This window comes from Mesorhizobium sp. B2-4-12, assembly GCF_006441575.1.
Classification (GTDB): domain Bacteria; phylum Pseudomonadota; class Alphaproteobacteria; order Rhizobiales; family Rhizobiaceae; genus Mesorhizobium.
In genome coordinates this window covers 22,654-37,254 of sequence record NZ_VFVC01000053.1, presented here as the reverse complement: position 1 = coordinate 37,254, position 14,601 = coordinate 22,654, and the positions used below count along the sequence as shown (strand labels likewise).

Annotated in this window: 14 protein-coding genes and 1 pseudogene; 6 read left to right on the top strand and 9 right to left on the bottom strand. The window is 62.8% G+C overall.

Annotation, left to right across the window (positions count from 1 at the left end; translation table 11 throughout):
- Positions 1–326: 326 nt before the first annotated feature.
- Complete coding sequence (locus tag FJ934_RS24390) at positions 327–827, bottom strand: MmcB family DNA repair protein (RefSeq protein WP_140612986.1); 501 nt, start codon at positions 825–827, stop codon at positions 327–329.
- A gap of 166 nt (positions 828–993) precedes the next feature.
- Here FJ934_RS24390 and FJ934_RS24385 point away from each other — a divergent pair, with 166 nt between their 5' ends.
- Positions 994–1,245 carry a hypothetical protein gene (locus FJ934_RS24385; RefSeq protein ID WP_140612983.1) on the top strand — a complete coding sequence of 84 codons (252 nt, stop codon included), beginning with the start codon at positions 994–996 and terminating at the stop codon, positions 1,243–1,245.
- 414 nt (positions 1,246–1,659) lie between these two features.
- Here FJ934_RS24385 and FJ934_RS24380 read toward each other — a convergent pair whose 3' ends face one another.
- A complete protein-coding gene (locus FJ934_RS24380) occupies positions 1,660–1,884 on the bottom strand; it encodes a hypothetical protein (protein ID WP_140612985.1) in 225 nt (74 codons plus the stop codon).
- 113 nt (positions 1,885–1,997) lie between these two features.
- Here FJ934_RS24380 and FJ934_RS24375 point away from each other — a divergent pair, with 113 nt between their 5' ends.
- A complete protein-coding gene (locus tag FJ934_RS24375; protein WP_140612982.1) occupies positions 1,998–2,294 on the top strand; it encodes an immunity 53 family protein in 297 nt (98 codons plus the stop codon).
- A 30-nt stretch (positions 2,295–2,324) separates the two neighbouring features.
- On the opposite strand, the gene cueR is transcribed toward FJ934_RS24375, so the two are convergent.
- Positions 2,325–2,744: a Cu(I)-responsive transcriptional regulator gene (cueR, locus tag FJ934_RS24370; protein WP_140612984.1), complete on the bottom strand. Its 420-nt coding sequence runs from the start codon at positions 2,742–2,744 to the stop codon at positions 2,325–2,327.
- A gap of 226 nt (positions 2,745–2,970) precedes the next feature.
- On the opposite strand from cueR, the gene FJ934_RS24365 reads away from it, so the two are divergent.
- On the top strand, positions 2,971–3,588 hold the full coding sequence (locus FJ934_RS24365; RefSeq protein WP_140612981.1) for a L,D-transpeptidase: 618 nt from the start codon (positions 2,971–2,973) through the stop codon (positions 3,586–3,588).
- Positions 3,589–3,758: 170 nt separating this feature from the next.
- Here FJ934_RS24365 and FJ934_RS24360 read toward each other — a convergent pair whose 3' ends face one another.
- From FJ934_RS24360 to trpS, 3 genes are all read right to left on the bottom strand, one after another.
- Positions 3,759–4,328 (bottom strand): NifU family protein, encoded by a 570-nt coding sequence (locus FJ934_RS24360; RefSeq protein WP_140612980.1) that lies wholly within the window; start codon positions 4,326–4,328, stop codon positions 3,759–3,761.
- A 154-nt stretch (positions 4,329–4,482) separates the two neighbouring features.
- On the bottom strand, positions 4,483–4,974 hold the full coding sequence (locus tag FJ934_RS24355; RefSeq protein WP_140612979.1) for a universal stress protein: 492 nt from the start codon (positions 4,972–4,974) through the stop codon (positions 4,483–4,485).
- A 154-nt stretch (positions 4,975–5,128) separates the two neighbouring features.
- Complete coding sequence (gene trpS / locus FJ934_RS24350) at positions 5,129–6,196, bottom strand: tryptophan--tRNA ligase (RefSeq protein WP_140612978.1); 1,068 nt, start codon at positions 6,194–6,196, stop codon at positions 5,129–5,131.
- 256 nt (positions 6,197–6,452) lie between these two features.
- Between trpS and FJ934_RS28135 the strand changes: the two genes are divergently transcribed.
- Positions 6,453–6,620, top strand: a complete 168-nt coding sequence (locus FJ934_RS28135; protein WP_181165754.1) for a hypothetical protein — start codon at positions 6,453–6,455, stop codon at positions 6,618–6,620.
- 45 nt (positions 6,621–6,665) lie between these two features.
- Here the strand turns inward: FJ934_RS28135 and murJ are convergent, their stop codons facing one another.
- The 3 genes and pseudogenes from murJ to FJ934_RS24335 all read right to left on the bottom strand — a co-directional run.
- Positions 6,666–8,249, bottom strand: coding sequence for a murein biosynthesis integral membrane protein MurJ (gene murJ, locus FJ934_RS24345; protein WP_140612977.1), 1,584 nt, complete (start codon positions 8,247–8,249; stop codon positions 6,666–6,668).
- Positions 8,250–8,295: 46 nt separating this feature from the next.
- Complete coding sequence (locus tag FJ934_RS24340; protein WP_140612976.1) at positions 8,296–11,097, bottom strand: [protein-PII] uridylyltransferase; 2,802 nt, start codon at positions 11,095–11,097, stop codon at positions 8,296–8,298.
- 165 nt (positions 11,098–11,262) lie between these two features.
- A pseudogene (locus tag FJ934_RS24335) lies at positions 11,263–11,400 on the bottom strand (glycosyltransferase family 25 protein); the annotation flags it as partial.
- A 188-nt stretch (positions 11,401–11,588) separates the two neighbouring features.
- Between FJ934_RS24335 and FJ934_RS24330 the strand changes: the two are divergent.
- Entirely contained in the window at positions 11,589–14,114 is a 2,526-nt protein-coding gene (locus FJ934_RS24330) for a heavy metal translocating P-type ATPase (protein ID WP_140612975.1), read from the top strand.
- Positions 14,115–14,157: 43 nt separating this feature from the next.
- A complete protein-coding gene (locus FJ934_RS24325; protein ID WP_140612974.1) occupies positions 14,158–14,547 on the top strand; it encodes a DUF305 domain-containing protein in 390 nt (129 codons plus the stop codon).
- The last annotated feature ends 54 nt before the right edge of the window (positions 14,548–14,601 follow it).

The window sequence follows — 14,601 nt, the reverse complement described above, 5'->3', positions numbered from 1 at the left end:
GGGAGGGGTGGAAGAGGACGAGGAATAGCGTCCGCGCTTCTGGCAGACGCCGCGCCGCCCCTCATCTGCCTGCCGGCATCTTCTCCCCGTGGAACGGGGAGAAGGGACACTGCCGCCCCTTGGCGCTCTTTTGCAAACGCTGAAAACTGGCGAAATCCGCTATGAAAGCATCCTTCTCCCCGTTACTATACGGGGAGTTGAGAAGTGGTCCGCGCAGCGGACGAAAAGCCAATTGCTTGGCTTTTCGAACGACGAACGCCGGCAGGCAGATGAGGGGCAGTGCAAACGCTGAAAGGCGACCACACGTCGCCAGCTTTCGACGGCAGCTACTCGCTCTCCCCCTCCAGCGACGGCAGCGACACACCCGCCAGTTCCGCCGCCAGCAGCCGCGAGGCACCGGCGCGCGCAATGCGCAGCATCAGCGCCTTGCGCGTTGCCGCCGCCATGCGGTGCTCCGGCGCATCGCGCAGGATTTCGGCGCCGTAGCCATCGGAGAGGATGAAGCCGCACTCTTCCGGAAAGATGTCCGCCGGCACGCCGGGATGGGTGGCGAAGAAGAAGCGGTCGGAATGCAGCCGATAGTCGGGCCATTTGCGGTCGACCCGGAAATCCTCGATCGAGGATTTGATCTCGATGATCCAGACATCGCCCTGGCGCGTCAGCGCCACGAGATCGGCGCGCCGGCCAGTCGCCAGCGACAGTTCCGGCAGCACATGGGCGCCCATCTGCATCAGCAGCCGCTGCACGCCGCGCCGCACCAGTAGCGCGCGCTCGGACTGGCGTCCGTCGATGAGAGGATTGAGGGGAATCGGCGAGATGATCGGCATGGCGGCACCATGCCAGATTTTGTTCACGGTTTGAACCTGTTTATCGAGGGCGATTATGTCGTTAACAAACCTAGATCGAAAATAGGAATATAATCATGACAGGCCGGCACTTACGAACGATTAAGCCCTCCCAAGTATCTCAAGCCGCCTACAAGGGGGGCGCACAGTGGCCGAAAAGAATAAAACTGCGGAAGCGGTCATCAAGTATCTTTTGATCGCACAGATGCTTGGTGCGGGCGCTTTCATTGGCTTTTGGCTATGGAACGGGAAGGCCACCATCCCCAAGCACGGCGGTGGCTGGCATGTCCTTGATCGGGTTCAAGACCCGTACCTCTATTGGTGTCTACTGATCGCAATTTCATGGGCTGGCGTCGCACTCCCGCTCTGGTACCTCTACCAAGGGCCGCCGGAGCGCTAGGCGCTACCCAGCCGTAGGGGAATGGCTATAGGCCGTTACCTCTGAAGGTTACTAATTGGCGATTGGGGACGTTTCCCGCTGTGGGAATGGTGGCGCTATAATCGCTACAAGAGGGGAGCATGTCTGTTTTTCGAGTGGAACGAGAGGTGAACGTACATCCTTGAGGCGGGCCGTTTGCGTTATGACTTCGGTTCCTACTTGGGGAAGAGGACTAAATGCCACTTGTCGACGCGATACTATTAATCGCCGTAATACCCGCAGGCATGGAATTTGTCGTTTGCTTATTCCTGCGATAGAGATTCCGGATCAGACCGGTTACGCTCATGCGCATATTCGCTCTAGTCATGGCTATGATGGGTTTATTGAATATTCGGTTAGCGGAGGCTGTCGGCGGGAAGATTAATCGGCCGCAAGCTATTTCGACCAAGCCCCAAAATACGCGATGAATTCGGCATCCTTGCCGGTAATATCCTTCACCCCCTTTAATAGCGCTTCATGGGTGCGCTGGAGCGCCCGGTGATGCTCGCTGCTAGGTGATATGAACGGCTTGATGATGCTTAGGTGCAGCGCTTCCGCTGCCACCAAAAAGCGCTCGATTTCAGCCTGCGATAACTGCTTTGACGGTTTCGACCTAGCCATTGCGATCTCCCATTGAGGAATCGCCCCACCTAGGATGGCGATTGCATAGCTGACAGCCCCGCCTTGGCGCATGCCTTCTTCCCATGCCGCTGCCGTTTCGCTAGTTTGACCGGATGGACGTTCTGGATTGGTTGGCCCGCTGGTATGAAGCCCAATGCGATGGTGTTTGGGAGCATCGGTTTGGTCCTTCGATCAGCACCATCGATAACCCCGGCTGGTCTTTGAAAATCGACCTTGTGGGGACGGACTGCGACGGGCGTATTCTTGATCCGATCACGCACAATCGCGGGCATCCAACCGACTGGTGGACATGCTGGACGAAGGACAACGTGTTTGAGGGGGCTGGCGGCCCGCTCCATCTGCGTTCGCTTCTGGAGGCTTTCCGAGATTGGGCGACGAATGTGCGCTGAACTCTCCGAGCCCAATCGGCTTTCTTGGACCTATTGACGTCCGACGGCGGTCGGTTCGCGTTCCACCGCCCCCGCCATATCATCCAGGATCGGGCAGTCCGGCCGCTCGTCGCCATGGCAGGCGTGGATCAGTTTCTGCAGGGTCGAGCGCATCGACTGCAATTGGCGTACCTTCTCCTCGATCGCCGTGACATGGGCGGCGGCGATCTCGCGCACATCGTGGCTGGCGCGGCCGCGATCCTGGTAGAGCGCCATCAACTGGCGGCAATCGTCGATGGAAAAGCCGAGATTGCGCGCGCGACGCAGGAAGGCCAGCCGGTGGATGTCGTCGCCGGAATAGTCGCGATAGCCATTGGCGGCGCGCGCGGGCGCGATCAGGCCGATCTCCTCATAGTAACGGATGGTCTTGGCCGGCAGGCCTGAACGGTGGGCGGCGTCGCCGACATTCATGGCGGGTTCCTCGTTTTTGCGGGCTTCTCGATTTGGGCTCATTGAATTTCCTTCACAATCCGGTGAAGGCTGTTGCCGAAATGCCATAGTGATATGCTTACCAGCGCGTAGGTCCCCGCATATAGGCATCGCGTGCTTGGCAAGCAAAGCAAATGCCAGCATGAATGATGGCGACAAAGCGGCCGACTCGTGCTGCTGACGTTTGGGCGGGGCACCGGATCACCTCATGCGCATGAAGTCGCTTGCAATATTTGCCGCATTGGCGCTGTCTACCGCTATCGCCGGTTGCAGCACCATCGGCGGACAGATCTTCTCCAACGACTATGGCGCGGTGACCGATGCTGGTTATCAACTGCCGCGCATCCCGATCGAAAGGGTGCCGAGGCAGTTCCACCGGCAGGAAGTGAACTACGACACCAAGGAAAAGCCCGGCACGATCATCGTCGATACGCAGAACAAGTTCCTCTATTTCGTCGAGGGCGACGGCCGCGCGATCCGCTACGGCATCGGCGTTGGCCGCGAGGGCTTCGAGTGGCATGGCACGGCCCATATCGCCATCAAGCGCGAATGGCCGACCTGGACGCCGCCGTCACAGATGATCAAGCGTCAGCCGGAGCTCGCCAAGTTCGCCGGCGGCATGGAGCCGGGCCTGAAGAACCCTCTCGGCGCGCGCGCCATGTATCTGTTCAACAAGGGCGGTGACATGGGTTACCGCCTGCACGGCAGCCCGGAATGGAACTCGATCGGCAAGGCCATGTCGTCTGGCTGCATCCGGCTGATGAACCAGGACATCATCGATCTCTATGACCGCGCCTCGGTCGGCGCCAAGGTCATCGTGATATAGGCCATGCCCGTCAGGGCTTGGCCAAATGGCAAACAAGTTTCGTACGCGGACCGTCTAGGCAACAACGGACGTCCCAAACAGAAAACCGGGCAATTCGGCCCGGTTTTTTGTTATTCGCGAACGGTATGTTCAGGCCGCTCCCGTAGACCGACAGGCGGCGAGCGGAAGAATCAGGCGACCTGTTCGACCTGCTGCACTTCGGGCACGAAATGGCGAAGCAGGTTCTGGATGCCGTGCTTCAGCGTCGCCGTCGATGACGGGCAGCCGGCGCAGGCACCCTTCATGTGCAGGAACACCGTGCCGTTCTCGAAGCCGCGGAAGGTGATGTCGCCGCCATCCTGCGCCACCGCCGGGCGCACTCTTGTGTCGAGCAGTTCCTTGATGGTGATGACGAGTTCCTCGTCCGCCTTGTCGTAGAATTCGCCGGTCTGGCTGGTCTCGGCGGCCGGGCCGGTCTTGGTCATGACCGGCGCGCCGGACATGAAATGCTCCATGATGGCGCCCAGGATCGCCGGCTTCAGGTGCTGCCAGTCGGGGCCGTCCTTGGTCACGGTGATGAAGTCGTAGCCGAAGAAGACGCCGGTGACGCCGGGGATTTCGAACAGCCGGCCGGCCAGCGGCGAGGCGGTCGCCGCGCTGTCGGCATCGCGGAAATCGGCGGTGCCTTCGAGCAGAACTTCCTTGCCAGGCAGGAATTTCAGCGTCGCCGGGTTTGGCGTCGATTCGGTCTGGATGAACATGGCCGTCTCCGTGCCCAGTCAGGGCAGATAGTTTGGAATAATTCTAAATAGGCTCTATCGGCTGGACATTCAAGCCAAACGCATCGCCCGAACGGCTGGCTGGCGGAATGTTTTGCCAAGGATCTGGCTGGGGGAATTGAATCCCGGGCGGATCTCAGGCGAGGCTGTCGATCTCCTCGTCGGACAGGTTTTGCGGCACGACGGTGACCGGAATGGGGAAGGCGGCGCCCTTGCCGGCCACCGCGCCGACCAGCGGCCCCGGTCCTTCCTTGCCAGCGCCGGCCGCCAGCACCAGGATGGCGATGTCCTGGTCTTCCTCGATCAGCTTGTGGATCTCTTCCGTCGGCTTGCCTTCGCGAACCACCATCTCCGGTTCGATGCCGAGCTTCTGGCGCACCTTGTTGGCATAGCCGTCGAGGGCCGCGCGCGCCGTGGCGATCGCCTCCTCGCGCATGATCTTCTCGACGCCCAGCCAGTGCTGGAAATCGTCCGGTACGATGACATAGAGCAGCACCAGCGTGCCGCCGGTGTTCTGCGCCCGCTTCGAGGCGTAGGCGACGGCGCGCTCGCATTCCGGCGTGTCGTCGATGATCGTCAGGAATTTCCGGCGATGACCGGCTTCGCGGCTGAGGCGTTTGGAGACCATGTCTATCTACTCGGTGTCTTTTCGACCGCAATCTGCCACCGCAGCAGACCGGCGGCAAGCCGCCAGTCTTAGGTCAGGATGTCTTAGGCCAGGATGCCTTAGACCAGGATGTCTTAGGCCAATATGTCTTGCGCCATCATGGTGAAGATAGGGATCAGCCCTGCAGCAGCCCGATGATGTCGCGCACCGTCTTCATCGTCGTTTCGGCGAGCACGCCGGCGCGCTCGCCGCCGTCCCTCAGCACCGCGTCGACATAGGCGCGGTCACCTTGGATGCGGCGCATCTCGCTCGCGATCGGGGCCAACTTCTCCACAGCGAGGTCGGCGAGCGCCGGCTTGAACACGGAAAACTGCTGGCCGCCGAATTCCTTCAGCACGTCGGCCTTTGATATCTCGGCGAGACCCGCATAGATGCCGACAAGGTTTTCAGCCTCGGGACGGTTCTCCAGCCCGTCGACTTCACCAGGCAAGGCTTCCGGATCGGTCTTGGCCTTGCGGATCTTCTTCGAGATGGTGTCGGCATCGTCTGTCAGGTTGATGCGCGACAGGTCGGACGGGTCCGACTTCGACATCTTCTTCGATCCGTCACGCAGGCTCATGATGCGCGCCGCCGGCCCACCGATAACCGGTTCCGTGATCGGAAAGAAGCCGTTCACCGTCTCCTCGCCCACCTGCATCTCGACGCCGACGCCAAGCCTGGCGATGCGGTCCGAAAAGTCGTTGTTGAATTTCTGCGCGATGTCGCGGGTCAGCTCCAGGTGCTGCTTCTGGTCTTCGCCGACCGGCACATGGGTGGCGCGATAGAGCAGGATGTCGGCAGCCATCAGCGAGGGATAGGCGAGCAGACCCAGCGAAGCGTTCTCGCGGTCCTTTCCGGCCTTATCCTTGAACTGCGTCATCTTGTTCATCCAGCCGATGCGCGCGACGCAATTGAAGATCCAGGCGAGCTCGGCGTGCTGCATCACTCGCGACTGGTTGAAGACGATGTGTTTCTTCGAATCGATACCGGAGGCAAGAAAGGCGGCGGTGATCGATCGCGTCTGGTCGGCAAGGTCGTCATGGACGAGCTGCGCGGTCAGCGAATGCAGGTCGACGACGCAGTAGATGCAATCGGACGTGTCCTGCAGGGCGACGAATTTCTTGATAGCGCCCAGATAATTGCCGAGGTGCAGATTGCCGGTCGGCTGGACACCGGAGAAGACGAGTGGCTTGAAAGCGGACATGTTTTTCCTCGGGGCTTGTGGAGGGCCGTATCAGCGTGATTCCGAAAAGTTGCAGACCTTTCGGAGCCAATCACGCGGCTGGAAACCGCGCGCGGCGAAAGTCTTGCGACGGCGCGCTTATGGACGAGAGCGCGCGGAGGATCAAGAGGCTGTTCGGGGATAGCGGCAGTAAGGCGGCGCCGACATGCTCATGTATGATACCACGATGTATGATATCAAAGGATCTGCCCTGCATATGATCTTGATGAGAAAATAGATGCCGGCCACCGTCAACAACGAGGAAGGTTTGGAGGGCCGGCGCGACCGTGAGACGCCGCTGACGATAGCCGCGCGGCTTCGGGCCGAATTCGGGATCGAACTTAGCAAACAGGCACGCGTGCCGCTCCCGCGCTCGGTCTACGACGAATCGTCCGGCGAAGATTGATGCTTGTCGACCGGATCGCCGCGGTTGGGCTTACCGATCTGGAGACTATTCCTTAGGCACTGGCGATCCCTTGCGCTTGATGTTGCGCCGGATCATGCCGAAATCGGCACCGCCGGTGGCAAACGCCGTGACGAAGTAGAGAGCCGCACCGCCGCCCACCAGCGCCAGGATCGTCGTCGCCTTGACCACCAGCGGCGAACCCGGACCAATCCTGGCGGCCAGCCAATGTTCGGCAAAGTACAGGGCGACGCCCATCACGATCGCGGACAGCACCAGACGTGGAATGCGTTTCAGAAGCGGCACGTCGCGGCCCCAATGGCCGCGCCGGATCAGCATGCCAAGCAGCATCAGGGCGTTGACCCAGCCGGCCACGGCCGAGGCCACGGCAATGCCGGGCGCGCCCATCGTGGGAAACAGCGTGAGCGCGGTGGCAACGTTCACCGCCACCGAGATGGCGGCGAAGATCATCGGCGTGCGCGTGTCCTCACGCGCGAAATAGCCTGGGGTGAAGGCCTTGATCAGCACGAAGGCCGGCAGGCCGAGCCCGAAGATCGCCAGGATAGCCGCCACTGTCGGCGTCGAGTGGTTCGCTGCGAAGGCGCCACGTTCGTACACCAGCCGCACGATCGGTTCCGACATCACCCACAATGCCGCCGCCGCCGGCAGGGTCATGAACAGGGTGAACTCGACGGAACGGTTCTGCAAGTTGGCCGCCTCGATCAGATTGCCCGATTTCAGCGCCCGCGACAGTTCGGGCAACAGCACGATCGCCACCGCCACGCCGACGACGCCAAGCGGCAGCTGGTAGATGCGGTCGGCGTAGGCAAGCGAGGACACCGCGCTGTTCTGCGCCGAGGCGATCGCCGTTCCGATCAACTGGTTGATCTGGGTGATGCCGCCGGTGATGGCCGCCGGCAGCGCCAGGATCAGCAGCCGCTTGACATTGGGCGTCATCTTCGGCCGGCGGAAACCGATCGCGATGCCGGCATTGCGTACCGCGACCCAGACAATGGCGAGTTGCACGATGCCGGCCGCCAGCACGCCCCAGGACAGGCCGAAGCCGACGGCGCGCGCATCCAGGCCGTGGTACCACGCATAGCCAAGCACGCTGATCAGGATGATGTTCAGGAAAGCGGGCGCGATGGCAGCCGCGAAATAGCGGCGCAGCGAATTCAGCATGCCGGCCATCATGGCGGCGAGCGACATGCAGATCAGGTAGGGGAACATGATCGTCGCCAGAGTGACGGTCGTCTCGAATTTGCCCGGCGTCTCGGCAAAGCCCGGCGCCACCAGATAGCGCACGATCAGCGGCATCGCCAGTTCCATGGCGATCGTCAGCGCCAGCAGCGCCGTGAACAGCACGCCGAACACTTCCTCGGAGAAACGCTTGGCCCCATCGGTGCCGTGGGTCTCGATCTCCTTGGCGAACAGCGGCACGAAGGCTGCGTTGAAGGCGCCCTCGGCGAACAGCCGGCGGAAGGTGTTGGGAAACTGGAAGGCGGCGTTGAAGGCGTCGGCGACCGGCCCGGTGCCGAGTGCGGCCGCCATCAGCATCTCGCGGCCGAAGCCAAGTGCGCGGCTCATCAGCGTGCCGGAAGCGACCGTGGCGAATTTCTTGACGAGGCTCATGCGTTCCAAGACTGCTTGTGGGATTGGGACAAGATGATGATGGCAGTCACTCGGCGGCCGCCTTGGTTTTGCCGCCGCGTTCGGGCGCAGTGCCTTCGAGCGTCGCCATCAGCCGGTTGCGGATGGTGGCGATGCGTGCCGGGCTGTCGATCTTCTGCCCGGTGAGGTCGGTGACATAGAAAGTGTCGATGACCTTCTCGCCGAAAGTGGTGATATGCGCCGATGCGATGTCGAGCGACAGGTTGGACAGCGTCCCGGTGATCTCCGACAGCAGGCCCGGGCGGTCGAGCCCTTCGACCTCGACGACCGAAAAACGGTTCGACAGCGCGTTGCGGATTTCGGCGCGGGGCGGGATCTTGAACACCTTGGCGCCGCGCTTCGGCTTCGTCCGCTTCTCGATCATCTCAGGCAGCCAGCTTTTGCCCGACAGCACGTCCTCGATCAGCCGGCCGACGCGCTCGGCGCGCCGGCGCTCGTCCTCGTCAAGGTCGAACTCCCTCGAGATCAGGATCGAGTCCAGGGCGCGCCCGTCGGAAGTGGTGAAGATCTGCGCGTCGACGATGTTGCCGCCGGCGGCGGCACAAGCGCCTGCGATCACCGAAAGCAGGCGCGGATGGTCCTGCGCCAGCACCGTGATCTCGGTCACCGCCTCGAATTCATGTGTCTTGACCATGGTGGCGAGCTTCTTGCCGGCGGCGTCCGCCTCGCGAACGAATTCCGCGTGGCGAAGCTGGTCCGGCAGGTCGACGGTCAAAAGGTAGTTTTCGTAATGCTGGGCGACATAGCGCTTGCGCTCCTTCGCCGGCCAGCCGGCCAACGCCTCGGCCAGCCGCTCGCGCGCCGCCGTCGTGCGCTCGGCGCGCGACACTTCCGAAAAGCCGCCGGTCAGGAGCAGTTCGGTCTCAAAATAGAGCGTGCGCAGCAACTGTCCCTTCCAGCCGTTCCAGACGCCTGGTCCGACGCCCCTGATGTCGCAGACGGTGAGGATCAAAAGCAGCTTCAACCGCTCGACCGATTGCACGATCGAGGCGAAATCCTCGATGGTCTTGCGGTCGTTGAGATCGCGGGTCTGCGCCGTCATCGACATGGCGAGATGATTCTCGACCAGCCAGGCGACCGTTTCAGTGTCGGCCGGCGACAGCCCCATATGCGGGCAGATGCGCCGCGCGATCCTGGCGCCGGCCTCGGAGTGATCTTCCGGCCTGCCTTTGGCGATGTCATGCAGCAGCACGGCGACATAGAGCGCTTCGCGGCTCTTCTTCAGCCCCGGCATCAGCGAATGCGATAGCGGATGCACCTTCTCGCCGTCGCCGCGTTCGATCTCGGCCAGCACGCCGATGCAGCGGATCAGGTGCTCGTCGACCGTGTAGTGGTGATACATCGAGAACTGCATCATGGCGACGATCCTGCCGAAGTCGGGGATCAGCCTGCCCAGCAGCCCCGCCTCGTTCATGCGCCGCAGGTTGAGTTCGGCATTGCGGTCCGACGTCAATATGTCGAGGAACAGCCGGTTGGCTTCCTCATCGCGCCTGAGCGACTTGTTGACTAGGCCGAGCGAGCGGGTCAGCAGTTTGAGCGCATCGGGGTGGAATTCCAGCCCGTGCTTGTCGGCGAACCAGAACAGCCTGAGCAGATTGACCGGATCGCGCTCGAACACGGTGTCGTCGGCGATGTTGATGCGGTGGTTGTCGACGATGAAGTCCGAGGTACCGGCGAGCTTGCGCTTGCGGCGCTGGAAGGTGAGAAAGATGCGGTTGAAGCCAGGCACATGCTTGGCCTGCTCTTCCTCGAGCGCGGCGCAGAAGATGCGGGTCAGGTCACCGACATCCTTGGCGACGAGGAAGTAGTGCTTCATGAAGCGCTCGACCGCCGACAGGCCGGGATGGGTGGTGTAGCCGAGCCGCTCGGCGATCTCGCGCTGGACGTCGAAATGCAGCCGTTCCTCGGCCTTGCCGGTGAGGAAATGCATGTGGCAGCGCACCGCCCACAGGAAATCCTCGGCCTTGTGGAACTCACGGTACTCAGCTTCGGTGAAGACGCCTTTCTCGACCAGTTCCTCGCCGGTGCGCACGCGGTAGAAATACTTGCCGATCCAGAACAGCGTCTGCAGGTCGCGCAGGCCGCCCTTGCCGTCCTTGACGTTGGGCTCGACCAGATAGCGGCTTTCGCCGGCCTTGGCATGGCGCTCGTCCCGCTCGGCGAGTTTGGCCTGCACATATTCCGGGCCGGTCGTGCGCACCAACTCGTGGTCGAAGCGCAGCATCAGTTCGTCGTAGAGCTTGCGTTCGCCCCACAGGAAGCGCGCTTCCAGGATCGAGGTGCGGATGGTGATGTCGGTGCGCGAAAGCCTCAGGCACTCGTCGATGTTGCGGGTGGCATGGCCGACCTTCAGCCCGAGATCCCACAGCATGTAGAGCATGTATTCGACGGTCTGTTCGCCCCAGGGCGTCTGCTTGTAGGGCAGCAGGAACAACAGGTCGATGTCGGATCCCGGCGCCAGCGTGCCGCGGCCATAGCCGCCGACGGCGACGACGGCCATGCGTTCGGCCGCCGACCGGTTCTTCACACGGTAGACATGGGTCGCCGCGAAATCGTAGAGCGCCCGGATCAGCTCATCCATCAGGTGCGACAAGCGCTCGGCGCAGGCATTGCCGCCGCCATCCTGCCTCAGCATGGCCTCGGCTGTTCTGCGGCCTTCGGCGAGCCGACCCTTGAGAAGCTGGAGAACGCCGGCGCGGACGGCCGGTCCGGAGCCGTCGCCGGCCGTGGCCGTCGTCAGGGCGGTCATCTCGCGGCGCAAGGCGTCGCCGTCGATCAGTTCATCGAGCTTCAGGGAGATTTTCGCCATAGGTACCGGTCGGCCTTGCCTTTTGGGCGGCGTCTATAGCGCGTTTTCGCGGCGCTGGGTATGGGGCCGGCCGAGAGCCCGGAAAGCGGCTTAGTCCGTTGCGTCGATCGGATCGAGGGGCACGACAATAGGTCGCCGGAATCTGCAGAAGTCGGCGATCCATCGCTGAAGCACCAGGTTCGGGTGCTCGCGGGCATCGGTTCCGGCTATTCGCTCGAAGGTGATGCCGATGCGGGCAAACTCGGCCGTGATGTGGGCAAGCCGGTCAGGAGACCGATCAAGATTGATGACCAGGCATTTCATTGTCGACGGGATCGGGGTCATGGTTGGAAGGACCCGCCTGCATTAGCACACGCTGCGCCAAGAAATGTCGGCTTTTTCTGGGTGAACCGTCGGTCGGACCCGAAATGCGAAAAATCAAAAACCTCTTGACCTTCCAGTTACTGGAAGCACTACCTCGGCTCCGAGGCAGAGGCATAGAGGCATTTTCGATGACGCATTCAGACCATGATCATCACGGCGATCACCACGCATATCGCGCGCATGGCAGCTGTTGCGCGCCGAAAGTCGCGGCCGTGGATGCGGGTGCCGTCCTGCGCGATCCGGTCTGTGGCATGACCGTGGATCCGGCCGCCGGCAAGCCGACATCAGAACATGGTGGCCATCTCTATCATTTCTGCAGCGAGCGCTGCCGTGCGAAATTCCAGGCCGGAGCGGAACAATACCTGACGGCCATCGACCCCGTCTGCGGCATGAACGTCGACCGCGCCAGCGCCAGGCACTTTGTCCGCCATGAAGGCCAGGGTTTCTATTTCTGTTCCGCCGGCTGCAAGGCGAAGTTCGAAGCCGCACCGCAGACCTATCTCGGTGACAGACCGGAGCCGCCGCCTGCGCCCAAGGGCACGCAATACACGTGCCCGATGCACCCGGAAGTGATCCGCGACAAGCCCGGCTCCTGCCCGATCTGCGGCATGGCGCTGGAGCCGATGGGAGTACCATCAGGCGATGAGGGGCCAAATCCCGAGCTGGTCGATTTTACCAGGCGGTTCTGGGTGAGCGCGGCCCTGTCGGTCCCGCTCCTGATCATCGCCATGGCGCCGATGGGCGGCCTGTCGTTCGAAGGCCTGGTCGACGATAGAATGAAGGTCTGGATCGAACTTGCGTTGGCAAGCCCGGTGGTGCTTTGGGCCGCCTTTCCCTTCTTCCATCGTGGCTGGGAGTCGATCCTCAACCGCAGCCCGAACATGTGGACGCTGATTTCGCTCGGCGTAGGCGCTGCCTATCTCTACAGCGTCGTTGCCACGCTTTTCCCCGACATCTTTCCGCATCAGTTCCGCGGCCATGGCGGTGCGGTGCCGGTCTATTTCGAGGCCGCCGCCGTGATTGTCGCGCTGGTCTTCCTCGGCCAGGTGCTGGAACTGCGCGCCCGCGAGAAGACCGGATCGGCGATCCGCGGCCTGCTTGATCTCGCGCCGAAGACCGCGCGGCATATCGCCGGGAACGGTTCCGAGACCGATGTGCCACTGGACAGCGTCAAGGCCGGCGATCGCCTGCGCATCCGTCCCGGCGATGCCGTGCCGGTCGATGGCACCGTGCTGGAAGGCCGCTCTTCCATCGACGAATCCATGATCACGGGCGAGCCGCTGCCGGTCGAAAAGGCCGAAGGCGATGCCCTCACCGGCGGCACCCTCAACAGACAGGGCTCGCTGATCATGCGCGCCGAACGGATCGGCACCGAGACCACACTCGCGCGCATCGTCGAACTCGTCGCCAAGGCACAGCGCTCGCGCGCGCCGATACAAGGATTGGCCGACCGCGTTTCCTTCTACTTCGTCCCGGCCGTTGTCCTCGTCGCGATCGCCGCGTTCATCGCCTGGGCGCTCTTCGGGCCCGAGCCCAGCCTGATCTTCGCCATTGTCTCGGCGGTCTCGGTGCTGATCATCGCCTGTCCCTGTGCGCTCGGCCTCGCCACGCCGATGTCGATCATGACCGCCACCGGGCGCGGCGCGCATGCCGGCGTGCTGATCAAGGAGGCCGCCGCGCTCGAACGCTTTGCCTCCGTCGACACGCTGATCGTCGACAAGACCGGCACGCTGACCGAGGGCCGGCCGAAACTGACCGATGTCGTGCCCGCCAATGGCTTTTCCGAGGATGACCTTTTGGGTTTCGCCGCGAGCCTGGAGAAAGGGTCCGAACATCCGTTGGCCGAGGCCATCCTGGAAGCCGCGGCGGCGCGCGGTGTTGCCGTCACCAGCGCCACAGGCTTCGAGGCGGTCACGGGCAAGGGCGTTTTCGGTACCGTGTCGGGCAAGATGGTCGCGCTCGGCAACGCCGCGATGATGGGCGACCTCGGCGTCGCCGTTGCCGCCGTCTCGACCAGCGCGGAAGCGTTGCAGGGCGATGGCAAGACGGCGATGTTTGTCGCGGTCGGCGGCACGCTGGCCGGCATCGTCGCCGTCGCCGATCCGGTCAAGGCGACCACCGCCGAGGCGATCAGGGCGCTGCATGACAGCGGGCTCAGGATCATCATGGCGACCGGCGACAATGAGCGCGCTGCCAAGGCGATCGCCAGGAGCCTCGGCATCGACGAGGTTCGCGCCGGTCTGTTGCCGGAACAGAAGGCGGCCCTCGTCGACGAGTTGCGCGGCAGGGGCGCCGGCGTTGCCATGGCCGGCGATGGCGTCAACGACGCGCCGGCCCTTGCCGCCGCCGATGTCGGCATCGCCATGGGCACCGGCGCCGATGTCGCGGTCGAAAGCGCCGGCATCGCCTTGGTCAAGGGCGACCTCAACGGCATCGTCCGCGCCCGCACGCTGGCCCAGGCGACCATCGGCAACATCCGGCAGAACCTGTTCTTCGCCTTCCTCTACAATTTGCTTGGCGTCCCGGTCGCGGCCGGCGTGCTCTATCCGCTCACCGGCACGCTTTTGTCGCCGATGCTGGCGGCCGCGGCGATGAGCCTGTCCTCCGTCTCGGTCATCGCCAACGCATTGCGGCTGAGAACGTTGAAACTCTGACCCAAAGCCCCAAATACGAAACTCACTCAACAGGAGACCATGAATGACGTTGGCCAAGAAACTGGTGCTTTTGCTGATGGCGGCCGGAATGCTGCTTGCCGTCTTCCTCGAAAGCGTTCCGGCGAGCAGTGAAGAGATGAAACACGACATGGCCGGCATGGCGACCGATGCAGCCAGCCCTTCGACCGAGGGCTACAAGGCCGCGATGGACAGGATGCATGCCGGCATGATGGCTTCGCAATATACCGGCAATGCCGATGTCGACTTCGTCCGTGGCATGATCCCCCATCATCAGGGTGCCATCGACATGGCCAAGGTCGAGCTTGCCAACGGCAAGGACCCGGAAATCCGCAAGCTCGCCGAAGCGGTCATTGCCGCGCAGGAAGCCGAGATCAGGCAGATGCAGCACTGGCTCGCCGCGCCCATCCGGTGAAGTAGGCCTTCGGGCATCGTGAGGCTATGGCGGGAACGCTCTGGATTTGTCGCC

Bases quoted from the DNA above. Each gene is read 5' to 3' on its own strand.
- FJ934_RS24390 (WP_140612986.1), bottom strand. From the start codon at position 827: ATGCCGATCATCTCGCCGATTCCCCTCAATCCTCTCATCGACGGACGC.
- FJ934_RS24380 (WP_140612985.1), bottom strand. From the start codon at position 1,884: ATGGCTAGGTCGAAACCGTCAAAGCAGTTATCGCAGGCTGAAATCGAG.
- FJ934_RS24375 (WP_140612982.1), top strand. From the start codon at position 1,998: ATGGACGTTCTGGATTGGTTGGCCCGCTGGTATGAAGCCCAATGCGAT.
- cueR (WP_140612984.1), bottom strand. From the start codon at position 2,744: ATGAATGTCGGCGACGCCGCCCACCGTTCAGGCCTGCCGGCCAAGACC.
- FJ934_RS24365 (WP_140612981.1), top strand. From the start codon at position 2,971: ATGCGCATGAAGTCGCTTGCAATATTTGCCGCATTGGCGCTGTCTACC.
- FJ934_RS24360 (WP_140612980.1), bottom strand. From the start codon at position 4,328: ATGTTCATCCAGACCGAATCGACGCCAAACCCGGCGACGCTGAAATTC.
- FJ934_RS24355 (WP_140612979.1), bottom strand. From the start codon at position 4,974: ATGGTCTCCAAACGCCTCAGCCGCGAAGCCGGTCATCGCCGGAAATTC.
- trpS (WP_140612978.1), bottom strand. From the start codon at position 6,196: ATGTCCGCTTTCAAGCCACTCGTCTTCTCCGGTGTCCAGCCGACCGGC.
- FJ934_RS28135 (WP_181165754.1), top strand. From the start codon at position 6,453: ATGCCGGCCACCGTCAACAACGAGGAAGGTTTGGAGGGCCGGCGCGAC.
- murJ (WP_140612977.1), bottom strand. From the start codon at position 8,249: ATGAGCCTCGTCAAGAAATTCGCCACGGTCGCTTCCGGCACGCTGATG.
- FJ934_RS24340 (WP_140612976.1), bottom strand. From the start codon at position 11,097: ATGGCGAAAATCTCCCTGAAGCTCGATGAACTGATCGACGGCGACGCC.
- FJ934_RS24330 (WP_140612975.1), top strand. From the start codon at position 11,589: ATGACGCATTCAGACCATGATCATCACGGCGATCACCACGCATATCGC.
- FJ934_RS24325 (WP_140612974.1), top strand. From the start codon at position 14,158: ATGACGTTGGCCAAGAAACTGGTGCTTTTGCTGATGGCGGCCGGAATG.